At 55.6% G+C, this 15,759-nt stretch carries 14 protein-coding genes, 1 tRNA gene and 2 riboswitches; of the genes, 11 read left to right on the forward strand and 4 right to left on the reverse strand.

What is annotated here, in order from left to right; all coding sequences use genetic code 11:
* Nucleotides 1–11: 11 nt before the first annotated feature.
* Nucleotides 12–536 carry an anaerobic ribonucleoside-triphosphate reductase activating protein gene (gene nrdG, locus K1558_RS07635; RefSeq protein WP_238650802.1) on the reverse strand — a complete coding sequence of 175 codons (525 nt, stop codon included), beginning with the start codon at nucleotides 534–536 and terminating at the stop codon, nucleotides 12–14.
* The gene (locus K1558_RS07640) at nucleotides 533–2,518 is read right to left on the reverse strand and encodes an anaerobic ribonucleoside triphosphate reductase (protein WP_238650803.1); all 1,986 of its coding nucleotides are present in this window, start codon (nucleotides 2,516–2,518) and stop codon (nucleotides 533–535) included. The genes nrdG and K1558_RS07640 overlap by 4 nt, the downstream gene beginning before the upstream one ends.
* Nucleotides 2,519–2,772: 254 nt before the next feature.
* Nucleotides 2,773–3,002, reverse strand: a riboswitch (cobalamin riboswitch).
* Between the two features lie 335 nt (nucleotides 3,003–3,337).
* Between K1558_RS07640 and K1558_RS07645 the strand changes: the two genes are divergently transcribed.
* Together K1558_RS07645 and K1558_RS07650 are read left to right on the forward strand one after the other, a co-directional pair.
* A complete protein-coding gene (locus tag K1558_RS07645; protein ID WP_238650804.1) occupies nucleotides 3,338–3,646 on the forward strand; it encodes an MTH1187 family thiamine-binding protein in 309 nt (102 codons plus the stop codon).
* Nucleotides 3,647–3,731: 85 nt separating this feature from the next.
* A tRNA-Thr gene (locus tag K1558_RS07650) sits at nucleotides 3,732–3,803 on the forward strand.
* Nucleotides 3,804–3,913: 110 nt separating this feature from the next.
* Here the strand turns inward: K1558_RS07650 and K1558_RS07655 are convergent.
* Complete coding sequence (locus K1558_RS07655) at nucleotides 3,914–4,054, reverse strand: hypothetical protein (protein ID WP_238650805.1); 141 nt, start codon at nucleotides 4,052–4,054, stop codon at nucleotides 3,914–3,916.
* A gap of 101 nt (nucleotides 4,055–4,155) precedes the next feature.
* On the opposite strand from K1558_RS07655, the gene K1558_RS07660 reads away from it, so the two are divergent.
* Nucleotides 4,156–4,578 (forward strand): ASCH domain-containing protein, encoded by a 423-nt coding sequence (locus K1558_RS07660; RefSeq protein WP_238650806.1) that lies wholly within the window; start codon nucleotides 4,156–4,158, stop codon nucleotides 4,576–4,578.
* 375 nt (nucleotides 4,579–4,953) lie between these two features.
* Here the strand turns inward: K1558_RS07660 and K1558_RS07665 are convergent, their stop codons facing one another.
* Nucleotides 4,954–5,313: a YhjD family protein gene (locus tag K1558_RS07665; protein WP_238650807.1), complete on the reverse strand. Its 360-nt coding sequence runs from the start codon at nucleotides 5,311–5,313 to the stop codon at nucleotides 4,954–4,956.
* 578 nt (nucleotides 5,314–5,891) lie between these two features.
* Nucleotides 5,892–5,984, forward strand: a riboswitch (cyclic di-GMP riboswitch).
* Nucleotides 5,985–6,065: 81 nt separating this feature from the next.
* Here K1558_RS07665 and K1558_RS32735 point away from each other — a divergent pair.
* The 8 genes from K1558_RS32735 (at nucleotide 6,066) to K1558_RS07710 (ending at nucleotide 15,746) form a co-directional block, all read left to right on the forward strand.
* Nucleotides 6,066–8,375, forward strand: coding sequence for a choice-of-anchor A family protein (locus tag K1558_RS32735; protein ID WP_274528451.1), 2,310 nt, complete (start codon nucleotides 6,066–6,068; stop codon nucleotides 8,373–8,375).
* Nucleotides 8,376–8,949: 574 nt separating this feature from the next.
* Nucleotides 8,950–9,894 carry an alpha/beta hydrolase gene (locus K1558_RS07680; protein WP_238650808.1) on the forward strand — a complete coding sequence of 315 codons (945 nt, stop codon included), beginning with the start codon at nucleotides 8,950–8,952 and terminating at the stop codon, nucleotides 9,892–9,894.
* A gap of 621 nt (nucleotides 9,895–10,515) precedes the next feature.
* Nucleotides 10,516–12,051 carry an HD-GYP domain-containing protein gene (locus tag K1558_RS07685; protein WP_238650809.1) on the forward strand — a complete coding sequence of 512 codons (1,536 nt, stop codon included), beginning with the start codon at nucleotides 10,516–10,518 and terminating at the stop codon, nucleotides 12,049–12,051.
* A 210-nt stretch (nucleotides 12,052–12,261) separates the two neighbouring features.
* Nucleotides 12,262–12,651: a NusG domain II-containing protein gene (locus tag K1558_RS07690; RefSeq protein ID WP_238650810.1), complete on the forward strand. Its 390-nt coding sequence runs from the start codon at nucleotides 12,262–12,264 to the stop codon at nucleotides 12,649–12,651.
* Nucleotides 12,635–13,198, forward strand: coding sequence for a Gx transporter family protein (locus K1558_RS07695; RefSeq protein ID WP_238650811.1), 564 nt, complete (start codon nucleotides 12,635–12,637; stop codon nucleotides 13,196–13,198). Before K1558_RS07690 ends, K1558_RS07695 begins: the two co-directional genes overlap by 17 nt.
* A gap of 19 nt (nucleotides 13,199–13,217) precedes the next feature.
* Nucleotides 13,218–14,084 carry an ATP-binding cassette domain-containing protein gene (locus K1558_RS07700; protein ID WP_238650812.1) on the forward strand — a complete coding sequence of 289 codons (867 nt, stop codon included), beginning with the start codon at nucleotides 13,218–13,220 and terminating at the stop codon, nucleotides 14,082–14,084.
* Nucleotides 14,060–14,962, forward strand: coding sequence for an energy-coupling factor transporter ATPase (locus K1558_RS07705; protein WP_238650813.1), 903 nt, complete (start codon nucleotides 14,060–14,062; stop codon nucleotides 14,960–14,962). Before K1558_RS07700 ends, K1558_RS07705 begins: the two co-directional genes overlap by 25 nt.
* A complete protein-coding gene (locus K1558_RS07710; protein ID WP_238650814.1) occupies nucleotides 14,955–15,746 on the forward strand; it encodes an energy-coupling factor transporter transmembrane component T family protein in 792 nt (263 codons plus the stop codon). Before K1558_RS07705 ends, K1558_RS07710 begins: the two co-directional genes overlap by 8 nt.
* Nucleotides 15,747–15,759: the final 13 nt, after the last annotated feature.

The raw sequence follows: 15,759 nt of genomic DNA on the forward strand, positions 1-15,759 counted from the left end.
CTTTTTAGTTACTATCTGCTGAAGCTAAGCTCCGGCTCCCACAGGACAACCGAACCTCCCGCCAGACTCGCCGGAATATCGATGATCCGCTGGTTGCTGCTGCCCCGGTAGGTGAGGGTCAGGTCCTTCAGTGCCTCCACGAACCGCCCGTCAATCACGACCTGGCATAAGGCCAGCAGGTTCCATTCCGGCGAGCCGGAAGAGGCTATAAGCTCCTCATAGGTGTAACCGGTGTAGATCCAGACCGGGAAGTCCGGCAGCTCGGCCCGCAGCTCGTGAATGAAGTCCGCAGCCTCCTCCGCCGAGAAAAAAGGATCGCCCCCCGCCAGCGTAAGCCCGTCCAGCAGCGGATTGCCGGCGATGTCCTCAATGATCTCCCGCCGCCGCTCCGGGGTGAATACCTCGCCGAAATTAAAATTCCAGGTCTTCGGGTTGAAGCAGCCCGGGCAGCGGTGGCGGCAGCCGCTGATGAAGAGGACGGCCCGCAGGCCCTCCCCTTCATTGATGGACTCCGGGTAATAGCCGCAGATGTTCATAGATGCTTCACGCGGTCCCTTACCTCTGCCTGCTTGGCGGCATTGAAGCGGGTCTGGTAATCGCCGGTCAGATAGCCGGTGACCCGGCGCAGCCGGCGGATATGGGTGGTGTCCTCATGCGCGCCGCAGGTTGGGCAGTTCGTCCCGATCACGCCTTCATAGCCGCAGCCGGAGCAGCGGTCAATCGGGTGGTTGATGCTGAAGTAGCTGATATCCTGCTCCAGTGCGTACTGGATGATTTTGACGAACGCGGACGGGTTGCTCCGCGCATTGCCGTTCAGCTCCACATAGGAGATGGCTCCGGCGTTGCAGTATTCATGGAACGGTGCCTCCAGGCTGATCTTCTTGGCTGCGCTCAGTTCGTGGTAGACCGGAATATGGAACGAGTTCGTATAGTACTCGCGGTCGGTTACGCCCGGAATCGAGCCAAGCACCTTGCGGTCGATCTTGGTGAACTTGCCGGAGAGACCTTCTGCCGGAGTGGCGAACAGCGTAATGTTCAGGTTCAGCTCCTCGCTCTTGCGGTCACAGTATTCACGCATGTGGCGGACGATACCCAGCGCCTTGGCGTGAATCTCCATATCCTCCCCGTGGTGCTTGCCGTACATCGCCTTCATGCACTCCGCCATCCCGATGAAGCCGATCGACAGACTGCCGTGCTTCAGCAGCTCGCCTACGCTGTCATCCGGCGCAAGCTGCTCGCCGCCTTCCCAGACGCCTTCGCGCATCATGAAGTCAGAGGCCTTGGCCTTCTGCGCAGCCTGGATGTGGAAGCGGTGCAACAGGCCGTCCAGCGCGATATCCATATAGTGATTCAGGTCCTTGATGAACCCCTGTTCGTTAGCGGCGAGACGGCGGCCGGTTACCGTACCGTGTGTCAGTCCAAGGCGCACCAGGTTGATCGTATTGAAGGACAGATTACCTTTGCCGGAGCAGTGGTTGCGTCCGAAGCGGTCGCCCAGAACACGGGTGCGGCAGCCCATCGTCGCAAACTCGGTGTCCGGGTTGGCCGGGTCGTAATATTGCATGTTCAGCGGTGCATCCAGGTTGGCGAAGTTCGGGTACAATCGGCGCGCTGAGCACTCTGCTGCCTTCAGGAACAGCTCATAGTTAGGATCACCCGGCTGCTGATTAATCCCCTGCTTGCATTTGAAAATCTGAATCGGGAACACCGGCGTTTCCCCGCTGCCCAGTCCGTTCATGGTGGCCGTCAGCAGCGAGCTTATCACCAGCTGGCCTTCCGGCGAGGTGCAGGTTCCGTAGTTAATGCTAGTAAAAGGAATCTGTCCGCCGGAGCGGCTGGACATCGTATTCAGGTTATGTACCATGCTCTCAGCAGCCTGGAGGGTTTCGATTTCGGTCTCCTTCAGGGCGAAGTTGAACGCGCGCGGATACTGCTCCGCCAGATCACTGCGGCTCATTGTAATCTCGCCAAGCTGCGATGCGTCTGCATTTTCTTCAAAATATTCAAGTCCTTTGCGGAACAGCTTGGAGAAGGATTTGGTGACATAAGGAGCCAGATCATAATCCAGCTTGTTGGCGGATACGCCGCCGTACTGGGCATTCTGCTGGGACTGGAAAATAATCGCCACCAGCGACATTGCTGTCATAATCGAGTTGGGCGGACGCACGCTGCCGTTACCGGTGTTGAAGCCCTCGCGGAGCAGCCGTTCAAACGGAATAAAGATGCAGTTCGTGGTTCCGATGGTGTACTGATCCAGGTCGTGTACATAGACGACATTATCCAGGGTAGCCTGTACAAGCTGCTGCGGCATGGTGAAATTACGGGCGTACCATTTGGAATATTCACTCCCGAATTTGCTCATTTTGCCGGAGAAGCTCTCCCCGTTCAGGTTGGCGTTCTCGCGCAGCAGATCCAGATCACGGCTGTCGATAATATCCCGTCCCAGATGAATGACTTCCTCCAAAAGAGCCTCTTGTGCAGCTTGTCCCTCGTTATAACGTTTCTCCAGCAGCGTCATTATATAACTCTCTCCTCTCGGTATTGTAAGCGTGAATTGTAATCGAAGAATGATCAGGACAGCAGTAAAAAAGCATATCCCGCCGGAACGGCGGAACATGCCCGAATGCGTAACGCAGAAGCCGATACCTGAAGACAATACGTGATCGTCTTATCGTCCTTAGGTATCGGCAGCCTCAGGCCCGGATCTCGGAAGGCTGACTCTGCTTGTGCAGGCCGCATACGGACACCTTGCCTGTTCCTCGCAGGATTCTAGCGGTGCCATCCAAACAGGCAGGTCTCCTGGCTTCCGGCATCTCCTCCGGCGTCTTCCCAAGAGGGAGAATCGCCTCTCAGTGACCTTTGACGGAGGATGGTTCTCCAGCGGAACTGACCTGCCGGAGCATCCGGTTACAGTGGCGGGACCGCAGCGGTTTTGCACCGCGTTTCCCTATTAAGTCTCCTCCCGGTGAAGAGAGTGAAACACCTGTTTATACTAGATTTTGTTGTTATTTATTAAAGCTACCGCAATATATTGTGTTTGTAAATGATTTTTTGTAATCCCGCACGGGGAGCGGGTTCAGCGCTTTTACTCACAGATTAGTCCACAGGTAATCCACAACTTTCCTGCTCTATCCTCTGAAATGATTCATAAATTCTCCGAAAATATGCCACAAAGACTCCATAAATAGTGTGCGTCAAATCCTGGTGATCGGGCGGGAGGGATATTCATAGAATAGGAATACTGACTAAGGTGATTTGTAGGAGGTCCGCCAAAGAGGTACAATTAGGAAAGAAAACAGGCAAGGATGGGTACAAGATATTCAGGGGGGATGGGACAATGGCAATTGGCGAAGTGACCGTGATTCCGGTGGGCACCGGCAGTACCAGCCTCAGCAGCTATGTGGCTGAGATGCAGCGTGTGCTGCAGACAGTGGAGGGGATCACCTATGAGCTGACATCCATGGGGACGATTATTGAAGGACCGGTAGAGCGGATTCTGGCTGCGGTAGCCGCGCTGCATGAGTCGCCTTTCACTGCGGGCGCGCAGCGGGTCTCTACCTCGCTGAAGCTCGATGACCGCCGCGACAAGCCGTCCACCAGCCGCAGCAAGCTGGAATCCGTGGAGCGCAGGCTGCAGGGAGAGTAACCCGCAGGCGCGTATCACAAAAGGGTTGCGTTTTTGGCGGAAAGAGTTATAATATTTTTTGTTTGGCAGACCTCAGCGTCTGTAAGCTGGTGTAGCTCAGGGGTAGAGCAACGCACTCGTAATGCGTAGGCCGGGGGTTCAATTCCCTTCACCAGCATAGGTAAGAATGGCGATAGTGGCGCGGTAATCGGAACTTCCGAGACCGCGCTATTTGTTTGTCCCAGGAGTATTCATTTAAGAGCAGGGCAATGTCTATGTCCCTAAGTTTCACCGCCCCGACATCCAATACAGCCAGTCCAGCTTATAGGCAGCGACGAAGAGCAGGACGATCCAGCCCCACAGCATCAGCAGGCGGAAGGGCCGGGGGATGACAAGGTATTCAGAATAGAGCTTGTTCAGCAGCTTCACAGCGGACACTCCTTCCAAGGCTTTTGCCTTGATTGTACCATAATCCCCTCTGCCGTTAATCCGTCATGGAATCTATAGCAAATAAAGGAGGAAATTCATCCATGAAATGTCTCACCATCCGCCAGCCGTGGGCCACCCTGATTGCGCTGGGCGAGAAGCAATTCGAGACCCGCTCCTGGCGGACCTCACACCGGGGAGAGCTGGCAATACATGCCGGGATGCAGGTCAATAGAGCGATATGCCTGACAGAGCCTTACCGGTCAGTGTTGGCCCGCCATGGCCTTACTGCGGAGGATCTGCCGACGGGCAGGATTATTGCGACCAGTTGTCTTACCGGTTGCATAGAGATTACCTCTCATGAGGTGCAGCAGGGCTGGCCGGGCGGGAATGAATATGTATTCGGGAATTATACGGAAGGCCGGTTTGCCTGGAAGCTGGAAGAGGTGGTTCCGCTGCTTCACCCCATCTCTGCCAAGGGACGTCTTGGTTTCTGGGAATACCCTGTTCTTGAGGAGGAAATGTAGTTTCTGGCGGAAGTTCAGGTATTTTTTTGGCTGAATCAGCGGTTTGCAGGTATAATAAGGATATTCGGCTGTAAATCCTCTTATATATAGAGTAACGGAATCTGCGGCATGTGCCCCAGAACCTGAGAGACGGCCGGGAAGGAGCGTATGCATCGTAGATGGGTAGCCTTCTTATTGCATGGCTTTGTATGCTTTGTTTGTACCTTGTGTTCAAGGATCAGGTAAGCCGTAAGATCCTGTATCCGGTGGTCGCGGCAGTGATCTGCGGCACGCTGGGGTTTTGGACAGTGTTGATGTAGCTATACGCCCCAAATGTTCCTGTTGTGAAGTCCTGCCTTGCGGCAGGCTTCTTTTTTATTCCAAGTATCCGTGTATTTACCCCAGACGTTCCAGCCCCAGATATCTGCGCATCTGCAAGGCAGCTTGGGCGTTAATGACATCATCCAGCAGCAGCATCCGTTCGTGGTACCCCCTGCAGATATATTTGGCTTCGACGCCGGCCTCCAGCCGTTGCTGCTCATAGACCTTCAGTCCGCGGGCCCGCATCCCGGCACGTACCTCCTGCAGATCAGCCGCCGCCGCATGAACAGCAGACTGAATGACCTCCAGGTAGGGAGCGGGTGTGCGCAGCTCCGAGGACAACACGGAAGCGTCGTGCTCGAAGGCGGATAGAATCAGCGGCAGCAAAATATAGGATTTGACCAGCGTATTGTCCTGACTGTCTGTTCTATGCATCGGGCTCAACCTCTCTATAAGAACATGTATTCCCATTCTAACGCATAGCTTAAAAAATAATCAATGGGTTTTATTAAACGGTCCTAATAATGTGACATAATTCACAATATAAATCAGAGGATTGTTTTATATTAAATTTGAGATATTAAAGATTTAAAAATAAATGCTTCTAAAGGGGAATGACAATGAGTGTAGATGGAAGCCTCCGCCGTGGTCTGGTCTTTGGGTTATTGCTTAGCATACCGCTCTGGTTATCCTTGCTCGGCTGGTTCCAGCTCCTCTAGAATCCGTTCCATGATATAGGACATATGGACCAAAATTTAATATTTAAAATTTACGGATGGATAGAGAGCCTCCCGAAATTTCCCGTGAAGGGGCGAAAAAAGGGAGACGGTGGCAATTCCTTGCGGGATAAGGGATTGTCCCAAAAAGTTTTTCGGATAAATAGGTAAAAATCACCTTGGAACGGATTGACAAATCCGTTCCAAACCAGCTAAACTAAATTTAGTCCGAAAGTAACAAATGTCATAGACTCACTCAGCATGATTACATAAGTAATGCCAATTAAATATTCCTATCATGTACAAACGCAAACCGTATCGAAAGAGCGGGACGCAAAGCCAGGAATCTACAGCCGCACAAGTTGAGGCTAAGGTCGTCCGGCCGCCGTGAAGTTAACCCTTCGTGGCGGTCTTTTTGTTGTTATAGTTCTGCGAGAGATTCATAGATTAGTTAATAGGAGGTGCAGACTATTGAAAAAGAGTGTAAGAAAAGGAGCAGCTGTCTTTCTGGCGGGCGTAATGGCCCTGTCCAGCGCTGTTATCTGGGGGACAAATGTAAGAGCAACTTCCGGAGTGCCGTACACTCCCGCGGGTGTTTTGGGGGTTGCGGGGAATTTTAATGCTTTTATCTTCGGAGATTTCGCACAGGCCAATGACCAGATTGAGGGACGTCTTGCAGCGGGGGGGAACATTACTCTCTCAGGAGGATACGGAGTAGCAAGAGCTTACAGGGACGCTTCACCCACGGATGTGCTCGTTGCCGGCAAGACCTTCACCCACTCGGGCAGCGGTGAAATCTATGGCAATGCCGTGTACGGAACCAGCATTGCTGTGAATGAACCCAGTGTGAACATCAAGGGGGCGAAGAAGCAGGGGAGCCCGATAGATTTTGCAGCAGAAAAGCAGGCACTGGTCTCCCGTTCCGCAGAGTATGGGGCATTGTCCGACACGATTGCGATTGACAACAATGGTTACGGAACGCTTAAGATCAAAGCACCGGATGCCTTCAACGTCGTTCATGTGGATGCTGCCACAATGGCGAAAACCAACAACATTCAATTCGACATCGCTCCGGGAGCCACGTTAATCATTAACATAAGCGGATCTGCAGTCAATGTGCCGAGCTTCGCGATGAATAACGGCAAGCCCAGCCAGGTATTATTCAACTTTTATCAGGCTAGTCAAGTCAGTATTGCCTACACCTCATTCATGGGGACGATTCTCGCGCCGAAGGCGGATGTTCATTATGCAGGAGCGGAGCTCTACGGAACGTTGATCGCCCAAAGCTTCAGCGGCGGTGTGGAAATGCACCTTGGGCCGTATGAAGGAGAGGGGCCGCCGCCGAGTCCTACGCCTACTGCGACCCCGACACCGACGGCAACGCCGACCGCGACGCCAACGCCGACGCCGACCGCGACACCAACGCCGACCGCGACACCGACGCCGACCGCGACGCCAACGCCGACGCCGACCGCGACACCAACGCCGACCGCGACGCCAACGCCGACGCCGACCGCGACACCAACGCCGACGCCGACCGCGACACCAACACCGACGCCGACCGCGACACCAACGCCGACGCCGACCGCGACACCAACACCGACGCCGACCGTGACACCAACGCCGACGCCGACCGCGACACCAACACCGACGCCGACCGCGACACCAACACCGACACCAACCGCGACACCGACGCCGACACCAGAGCCGACGCCAACACCGACCGTGACACCAGGACCGACACCAACACCAGAGCCGACGCCAACACCTACAGTCACACCAGGACCAACGCCGACACCAGAGCCGACGCCAACACCTACAGTCACACCAGGACCAACGCCGACACCAGAGCCGACGCCAACACCTACAGTCACACCAGGACCAACGCCGACACCAGAGCCGACGCCAACGCCTACAGTGACACCAGGACCAACGCCGACACCAGAGCCGACGCCAACGCCTACAGTGACACCAGGACCAACGCCAGAGCCAACACCAACGGCAACACCGACCGCGACACCAACGGCAACGCCGACAGCGACACCAACGGCAACACCAACAGCAACGCCAACAGCAACGCCAACAGCGACACCAACGGCAACGCCGACAGCGACGCCAACGGCAACGCCAACAGCGACGCCAACGGCAACACCGACCGCGACACCAACGGCAACGCCGACAGCGACACCAACAGCGACGCCAACGGCAACGCCGACCGCGACACCAACGGCAACGCCAACAGCAACGCCAACAGCAACGCCAACAGCGACGCCAACGGCAACGCCGACCGCGACACCAACGGCAACGCCGACCGCGACACCAACGGCAACGCCGACAGCGACACCAACGGCAACACCGACACCAGTTACACCGGTCTCAACACCAAATCCGGGAACGCCGTCGTTTAGCTTCCCTGCAGTGCCTACGCCGACTCCGATTATCGGATTCATCGTGAGCAACAATGAGTTGGTGCTTGATGATGATCCGCTGCCGCTCGGTCCTGTAGCGACACCCGCTGCAACACCGGGACCAACGCCTTCTGCAAAGGTATCATCAGCCGCAGTAACGCCTGCACCAACAAAGACGCCAGTACCGGAGGCGGATGTCATTCTTGCAGATGACGAGGTTCCGCTGGGCAGTGTGTCTGCGGGTACGGCCGCAGGCGGAACATTGCCTAAGACGGGCGAAGCCAGTCCGGCTCCTTATTATTTCACAGGTCTGGCACTGGCCGTTGCGGGGTTGATTCTTAGACGGGCGACCAGAACCAACAGACGTAAGTAAAGAAGAGACAACATAGTTTCAACTGGCAAGGGCTGTTTCCCGGAGAAGACGTTCTCCCGGAAGCAGCCTTTTATTTAGAAATAAGGAGGTGATAGTCCGTGAGCAAATGTAATCGAAAAACCGGCTACAATGCGGCGGAGTGACGGTTTGTGAGCAAATGTAATCGGAAAACCGACTACAATGCGGCGGAGTGACGGTTTGTGAGCAAATGTAATCGGAAAACCGACTACAATGCGGCGGAGTGGCGGCTCGTGAACAAATGTAATCGGAAAACCGACTACAATGCGGCGGAGTGACGGTTTGTGAGCAAATGTAATCGAAAAACCGACCACAATGCGGCGGAGTGGCGGCTCGTGAGCAAATGTAATCGAAAAACCGACCACAATGCGGTGGAGTGGAAGTTTGTGAGCAAATGTAATCGGAAAACCGACTACATTCGGCGCTGGCATTAAGACGGCGGTCTGACCGATTTCTTACTTGACTCAATCCCGTGATATACTAGCCTCAATATTAGGGTCAGGCAGTAACTCACATTCCCTCTTAGGGAATGCTGCTTGCGGGAGGAGGAACTTTAATGTGGAGTATATACGTGCTTGTGGCACTAATTGTGATAGCCGGGGGCTTGGCGTATGCCGGAATCTATTTTTATGGAATCGCCATTAAGCGGGCGCCCAAAGAGTTCCTGGGCAAGACTCCGGACCTGAAGACCGATCCTCCGGTAGCCGGGGCTTCCTGGGGCGAAGGGGCGCAGTGGGTGGCACAGCAGAAGTTCCGCGAGGTGGAGCTGATGTCAGAGGACGGCTTGAAGCTGCAGGGCTATTATCTTGCCTCGGAGCGTGCGGCAGGGCGTACCGTTATTATTGCCCACGGATATTCCGGCAAGGCTAAGGATATGGGGGCTACGGCCAAGAATTACTATGACAATCTGGGCTACAATGTGCTGCTGCCCGATGCCCGGGGCCACGGCCGGAGTGAAGGCAATTATATCGGCTTCGGCTGGCCGGAGCGCCGGGATTATCTGCGGTGGATTCAGTTTGTGCTGCAGGAGAACGGCCCGGACGCGCAGATTGTGCTTCATGGGGTATCGATGGGCGGGGCAACGGTGCTGATGACTGCCGGAGAGGAGCTGCCTCCCCAGGTCAAAGCGGTGATTGCCGATTGCAGCTACACCTCGGTGAAGGCGCAGTTGTCCTACCAGCTGAAGCGGATGTACCGTCTGCCGGGCTTTCCGTTTGTGCCGGTGGCCAGCCTGGTGACCCGCTTGAAGGCCGGTTATACCTTTGGGGCCGCTTCAGCCCTGAAGCAGGTACGCAAGGCGAAGGTGCCGATTCTGTTCATTCATGGAGATGCGGATAAGTTCGTGCCGTTTGCGATGATGGATGAGCTGTATGAGGCCTGCAGGAGTCCGAAGGAGCGGCTGGTGGTGCACGGGGCGGGGCATGGTCTGTCTTATGATACGGATAAGAATACGTATATCCGTACCGTCGGCGAGTTCGTGGAGCGGTATATCCAAATATAAGAATTTATATGTTTCACATGATAACTTATCCTTCTATTTCTCGCTGAAACGGGTGCCGTCCTTTAAAAGGACAGCAAAGCCGTTTCCGCTTGACATGCCGGCGGCGGCTGAACGATCACTATAAATGTCCCGGAAACGTAGACGCGCCCGGTATCCGCAGACTGCGGGTACCGGGCGCTTATTATGTTCCACACATGGGGCCACTCCCTGACAACAGGGGAGCAGCAAGCCATGTTATATTCGGTATATTCATCCCCCGCCGTCCGTGAGCGTGACGGGTGTCGTTGTTCCTTGTTATTTCCAGCAGCCGTATGGGCGAGAGCAATCCTTCCAAAACGACAAAAGCCCTACCTCTCTTTTGTCCTTGCGACTCCTAGGCCGCGCCAGTGTGAATCGGAATACTATGTTCGAATTTAGTCTCATAAAAAGGAAGAGTCCTGCAAGAAAACGTAAGATTTATTGTCCAAACCGCCGATAATAAAAACAGGTGATTCATCGGCCTGACATCTTCTTGATGGGGATAAACATACACGATAACAAAATATTACTATATTATAGCATGGATTCTATTCAAACACAACTGGATATTGGGTCAAGACAGGGACGGAAATGAGGGCACCGATGAGACTATACAGAATATTTTTGAAGAACCAGATCCGTAACTACATCTTTGGCTCTGCCATAGCTGTGCTGGCGGTCGGGAGTCTGATTATGTTGTCTTCGCTGGAGATCAGCCGGGTGGAGTACTTCCGCCTTCTGCTGGTGTTAGCCTTCTCGTTCATGATTATGGCCGTCACGGAGATCGGCGTCTTCATGAACCAGATCAGACCCATACGGGCTGCATTGCTTGAAGAGAATAGTGCACTCCCTGTGCTGGAAAAAGCTTATCTCCATACCCACCAGCTGCCGAGGCGCGCCGTTCTGCGGATCATGGGCCCGCATCTTCTGGGCTTGTCCCTGCCGGCGGTCCTGATCACGTCCTGGATGATCCACAGCGGCTGGGTCTCATTCCCTTATGTCTATCTGATTCTGGGCATGTGCGGAGCGGTGCTTGTTGCAGCTATGCATGCACTCATTGAATTTTTCCTGACGTGTACCGCCATTGTACCGCTGATTAAGGAATTCAGGAACCGTGCCCTGGAGCGGCATGGGGTGGACTTCTCGCTGGAGGGCCATGTGTTCGTGCCCATCCGTCCCAAATTCCTGATCAGCTGCATGCTGATGGGTACCTTCCCGCTGTTCCTGTTCATCATGGCGACGCATATCCGCATGAACGGCAACGGTGATACGATTGCGGTGGTTGGACTTCAGAGCTACTGGGCCTGGGCGGGGATGGTGCTGCTGATCGGGACTCTGTTCTCTTCCATCGCCGCCTGGCTGCTGACGGGCAGTGTGCAGCATCCTATTAATGAGCTGTATCAGGCTATGAATCAGGTCAAGGATGGTCACCTGGTTCAGGTGCAGGATGAGTATTCCGATGAATTCTCGAACCTGGTAGCAGGCTTCAACATGATGGTCCGCGGGCTGCAGACGAGGGAGCAGCAGAACAGGCAGCTGCTGGACAGCTATTTCTCTACCCTCGCTGTGGCACTGGATGCGCGTGACCCCTATACGGCAGGCCATTCGCTCCGTGTGGCTGAGTATTCGGTCATCATCGGACAATTGGCGGGAATGACCGGCCAGCAGCTCGATGATCTGCGCAAGTCTGCATTGCTGCATGATATTGGCAAGATCGGCGTGAGAGACAGCATTCTTTTCAAGGAAGAAGCCCTTACAGATGAGGAATTCACCCAGATCAAAAGCCATACGGTCCTTGGAGAGAATATTCTGCGGCAGATTGAACCGGTTGAGAAAATGGCGCCCTATCTGGGCGGCGTCCGCTCCCACCATGAGCGCTATGACGGCCGGGGCTACCCTGACGGCTTGTCAGGGACGGATATTCCTCTGCATGGGCGGATTATCGCGGTGGCAGATGCTTACGATGCGATGACCTCGAACCGCCCGTACCGCAAAGGGATGGATCATGAGCAGGCGCTGACGATTCTGGAGCAGGGCAGAGGCAGCCAGTGGGACCCGGAGTTTGCCGGGCTGTTCCTGTCCTATTATGGCCGGAAGCCGGAGCTGTCCAAGAGCAATTGTGTTGTCAAAACAGGATAATGATGCACCTGGCCCGGCCAGTAAATTGCATAATTGAGGAGCTGAAGCGGACACTATCCAGTATATGGAGGCTCCGCTTCTGTTTTGCGTGCCTATTTTGTGAACTGCGGCTTAAATCCGACAATTCCCGACTACATTCATTGAAGGTTTGGGGGCAGACCGTTATAATTATGAAGTCTGGATTTTAATTAAAAAATAAGGGAGATTTCTATGAAACGCGCAGATGTGCTGCTGATTTCAATCGTTCTGATCGCTGCGCTCGCTTTTCTCGTGCCGAGGTGGCTGTCAAACGATGCTGATAAAGGTGGGCCCGGCAAGGAACTGAAGGCTAACATAACGGTGGACGGGAAGCTGTTCAAGACCGTAACCCTCACCAAAGAAGAGCAGACCATTGAAGTCCGCACCGAGCGGGGTTATAACATTCTGAAGGTGCATGATTATGGAATTGAGATGTTCGATGCGGATTGTCCTGATCAGGTATGTCTTGGCTTCGGGTTCATTACCCTGCCGAAGCAGACGATAGTATGCCTTCCGCACCGGGTTCTGGTTGAAATTGCAAGCGCGTCGGGGGAGGATGAAGTAGATGGCTATGTCCAGTAGTGAATCGGCTACAGCGCTGAAGCGGACGGTCATTATTGCGATTTTTGCTGCTGTTGCCGTTGTGCTGAGTATTGTAGAGGCGCAGATTCCGCTTGCCGGAATCGGCCTGATGCCGGGGGCGAAGCTGGGGTTCGCCAATATTATGATTCTGACCTGCATCTACTTCTTGCGCGGGCGTGATGTATTTGTGCTGGTGATTCTGAAGACGCTGCTGACCGCCTTCCTGCTCGGGACGCTGTCCAGCCTGCTGTTCAGCCTGTTCGGCTCGCTGTTCAGCTTCATCGCCATGTTCGCACTGGTGAAGCTTGGCCGCAAGAAATTCAGCGTCATCGGCATCAGCATTGTGGGCGGTCTTGCCCATAACACAGGCCAGCTGCTGGCGGCATCGTTTGTGTTCAATTCAACCAGTATTTTTTATTACCTGCCTGTTCTGCTGATCACCGGTATTGTCACTGGCATAGCTGTTGGCTTCGCCGTCCGGTACGTGGTTGACTCGCTATCCAGAATCTCCTTGTTTGAAGAGTTCCTGAACGGACCGGGCCATTAGCAGCGGAAGGATGAGCAACATGAATCAAGCGTACCAAGATACAGCCTCCGGCGGGAAGCCGGCGGTGATTACCCTTGAAGGAGTATCCTTCGGCTATGATCCGGAGCATCCGATTCTTCATGATATCAGCGTGTCCATCCCGCAAGGACAGTGGGTGAGCATCGTAGGGCCCAACGGCTGCGGGAAATCTACACTCGTGAAGCTGCTGAATGCGCTGCTGCCGAAGAGCGCCGGCAACATCACAGTCTGCGGGCATGTCCTGCAGGAAGAGACCGTTCAGCCCATCCGGCAATGCATCGGTATGGTGTTCCAGAACCCGGATAACCAGTTCGTCGGGCAGACGGTCGAGGAGGATATTCTCTTCGGCCTGGAAGGGTTATGCCTGCCCTATGAAGAGATGGAGGAGCGGCTCGGATTCTATACCGCGAAGCTAGGCATTGGCCATCTGCTGTCCAAGCATCCCGGAGAGCTGTCGGGCGGGCAGAAGCAGCGTGTCGCCATTGCCTCGATCCTCGCGATGAAGCCAGGCATCGTCATCTTTGACGAGGCCTCTTCCATGTTGGACGAAGGCAGCCGGGATGAGCTGATGGGTGTTCTGCGGGATATGCAGGCGGAGGGAAGCTATACGATTCTGCTGATTACCCATGATGCTGATGAGATTCTGGCTTCGGACCGGGTGCTTGCCCTGCACGGCGGAGGCATCGCGGCCGATGTGACGCCTGCGGAGCTGTTCCGTGATGCGGAGCTGCTGAAGAGCTGCCATCTGCGGGAGCCCTACACCTGGCAGCTTGCCCGGGAGCTGCAGAGCCGGGGAATTACGGTGGATGTACCTGCCGGGGAAAAGGAGCTTATAGACGCGCTATGGCCATACAACTACAGCAAGTAAGCTACACCTATGCGGATCGCAGCATGTGGAGGCAGACGGCGCTGCACGATATTAATCTACATATTGCTGAAGGCTCGCTGACCGGGATTGCCGGAGCAACGGGCTCGGGCAAATCCACGCTTCTCCAGCTCTTCAACGGGATTCTGAAGCCGACAGAAGGCACGGTTCAGGTGCTGGATGTGACAATCACGGCCGGGGAGAAGTCGCCAAGGCTGCTGCCGCTGCGCCGGCGGGTCGGCCTTGTCTTCCAGTTCCCGGAGCAGCAGATGTTCGAAGATACAGTCGAGAAGGACCTCATCTTCGGGCCGCTGAACTTCGGCCTCAGCCTGGAGGAGGCCAAGGACCGGGCACGCCAGGCGATGACCGCCATGGGCCTGGATCTGGCCCTCCTGGAGCGGAACCCGTTCCGCCTCAGCGGCGGGCAGATGCGCAAGGCAGCCATCGCCTCGGTGCTGGCGATGGACCCGGATATTGTGGTGCTGGATGAGCCGACAGCCACCCTGGACCCCGTGAGCCGCGCGGAGCTGATCGCGCTGCTGGAGCGGCTGTGCCGCGAGCAGGGCCGGACGATCGTCATCGTGACGCACCGGATGGATGAGCTGTTGCCGTACGCCGACCAGTGGGCCCTGCTGAAGGGCGGGGAGCTCGCCTTTCAGGGCAGCGGCCGGGAGCTGGCCGCTGATCCGGCGATCCTGGAGCGCTGTGGCCTGAGGGTTCCGCAGTCGCTCCGGTACTGGCAGGCCGCCGCCAAGCGCTTCGGCCTGGAGAATGAGCCGCCGCTCCTGACGGCGGAGGGGCTGGCGGAGCGGATCGCCGCCCTGCTGCGAGAGCGCGGGAACAACGGCGGAGCGGAAGAAACGGGGGATGGCCATGAATGAGCGTCTGCTGCTGGGGCGCAGCATCGACACAGGCTCCTGGGTCCACAAGCTGGATGCCCGCTCCAAGATTACCGGGATGCTGCTCTACGTAGTCATCATCCTGCTGTCCACTTCCTGGATGGCGGTGGGGCTGGTCGCGGTGTTCTCCGTCATCGTGATGGCGACCACCCGCATTCCTCTGAAATATTACATTAAGGCTGCGAAGCCGCTAAGGTATCTGATGTTATTCATCTTCATCGTACAGACGCTGTCCGTGAAGGAGGGGGAGGTGCTGTGGTCGCTGGGCTCCTTCTCGCTGCATGAGGGCGGGCTGCGGCTCGGGGCGTTCTCGGTCATCCGTATGCTGTTCCTTCTGACCTTTACGGCCCTGCTAACCTTCACAACAACCCCGGCCAAGCTCAATCAGGGGCTTGAAGGCGTGCTGGCCCCGTTCAAGAAGGTCGGGCTGTCGCCGGACCGGATTACGCTGATGATCAGCATCGCGCTGCGCTTCATCCCGACGATTCTGGATGAGGCGCAGATTATCCTGAAGGCGCAGGCCTCGCGCGGTGCGGACCTGAAGGAGCTGCCGCTGAAGGAGAAGGCGCGGATGCTGGTCTCGCTGCTGGTGCCGGTCATCTCCAGCGCCTTCCGGCGGGCGCAGGATCTGGTCTATTCGATGGAAGCGCGGGGCTTCCGTATGGGCGCGCCGCGCAGCCGGTATCACCGGCTCAGGTGGGGCGCGGCCGATACGTTGTTTGTTGCGATGTTCATAGTTCTGGGAATTGCAGTTGCATCATTGTAAGACATTTGGGAGG

The organism is Paenibacillus piscarius, assembly GCF_022234545.1.
Lineage (GTDB): Bacteria > Bacillota > Bacilli > Paenibacillales > Paenibacillaceae > Paenibacillus_AQ > Paenibacillus_AQ piscarius.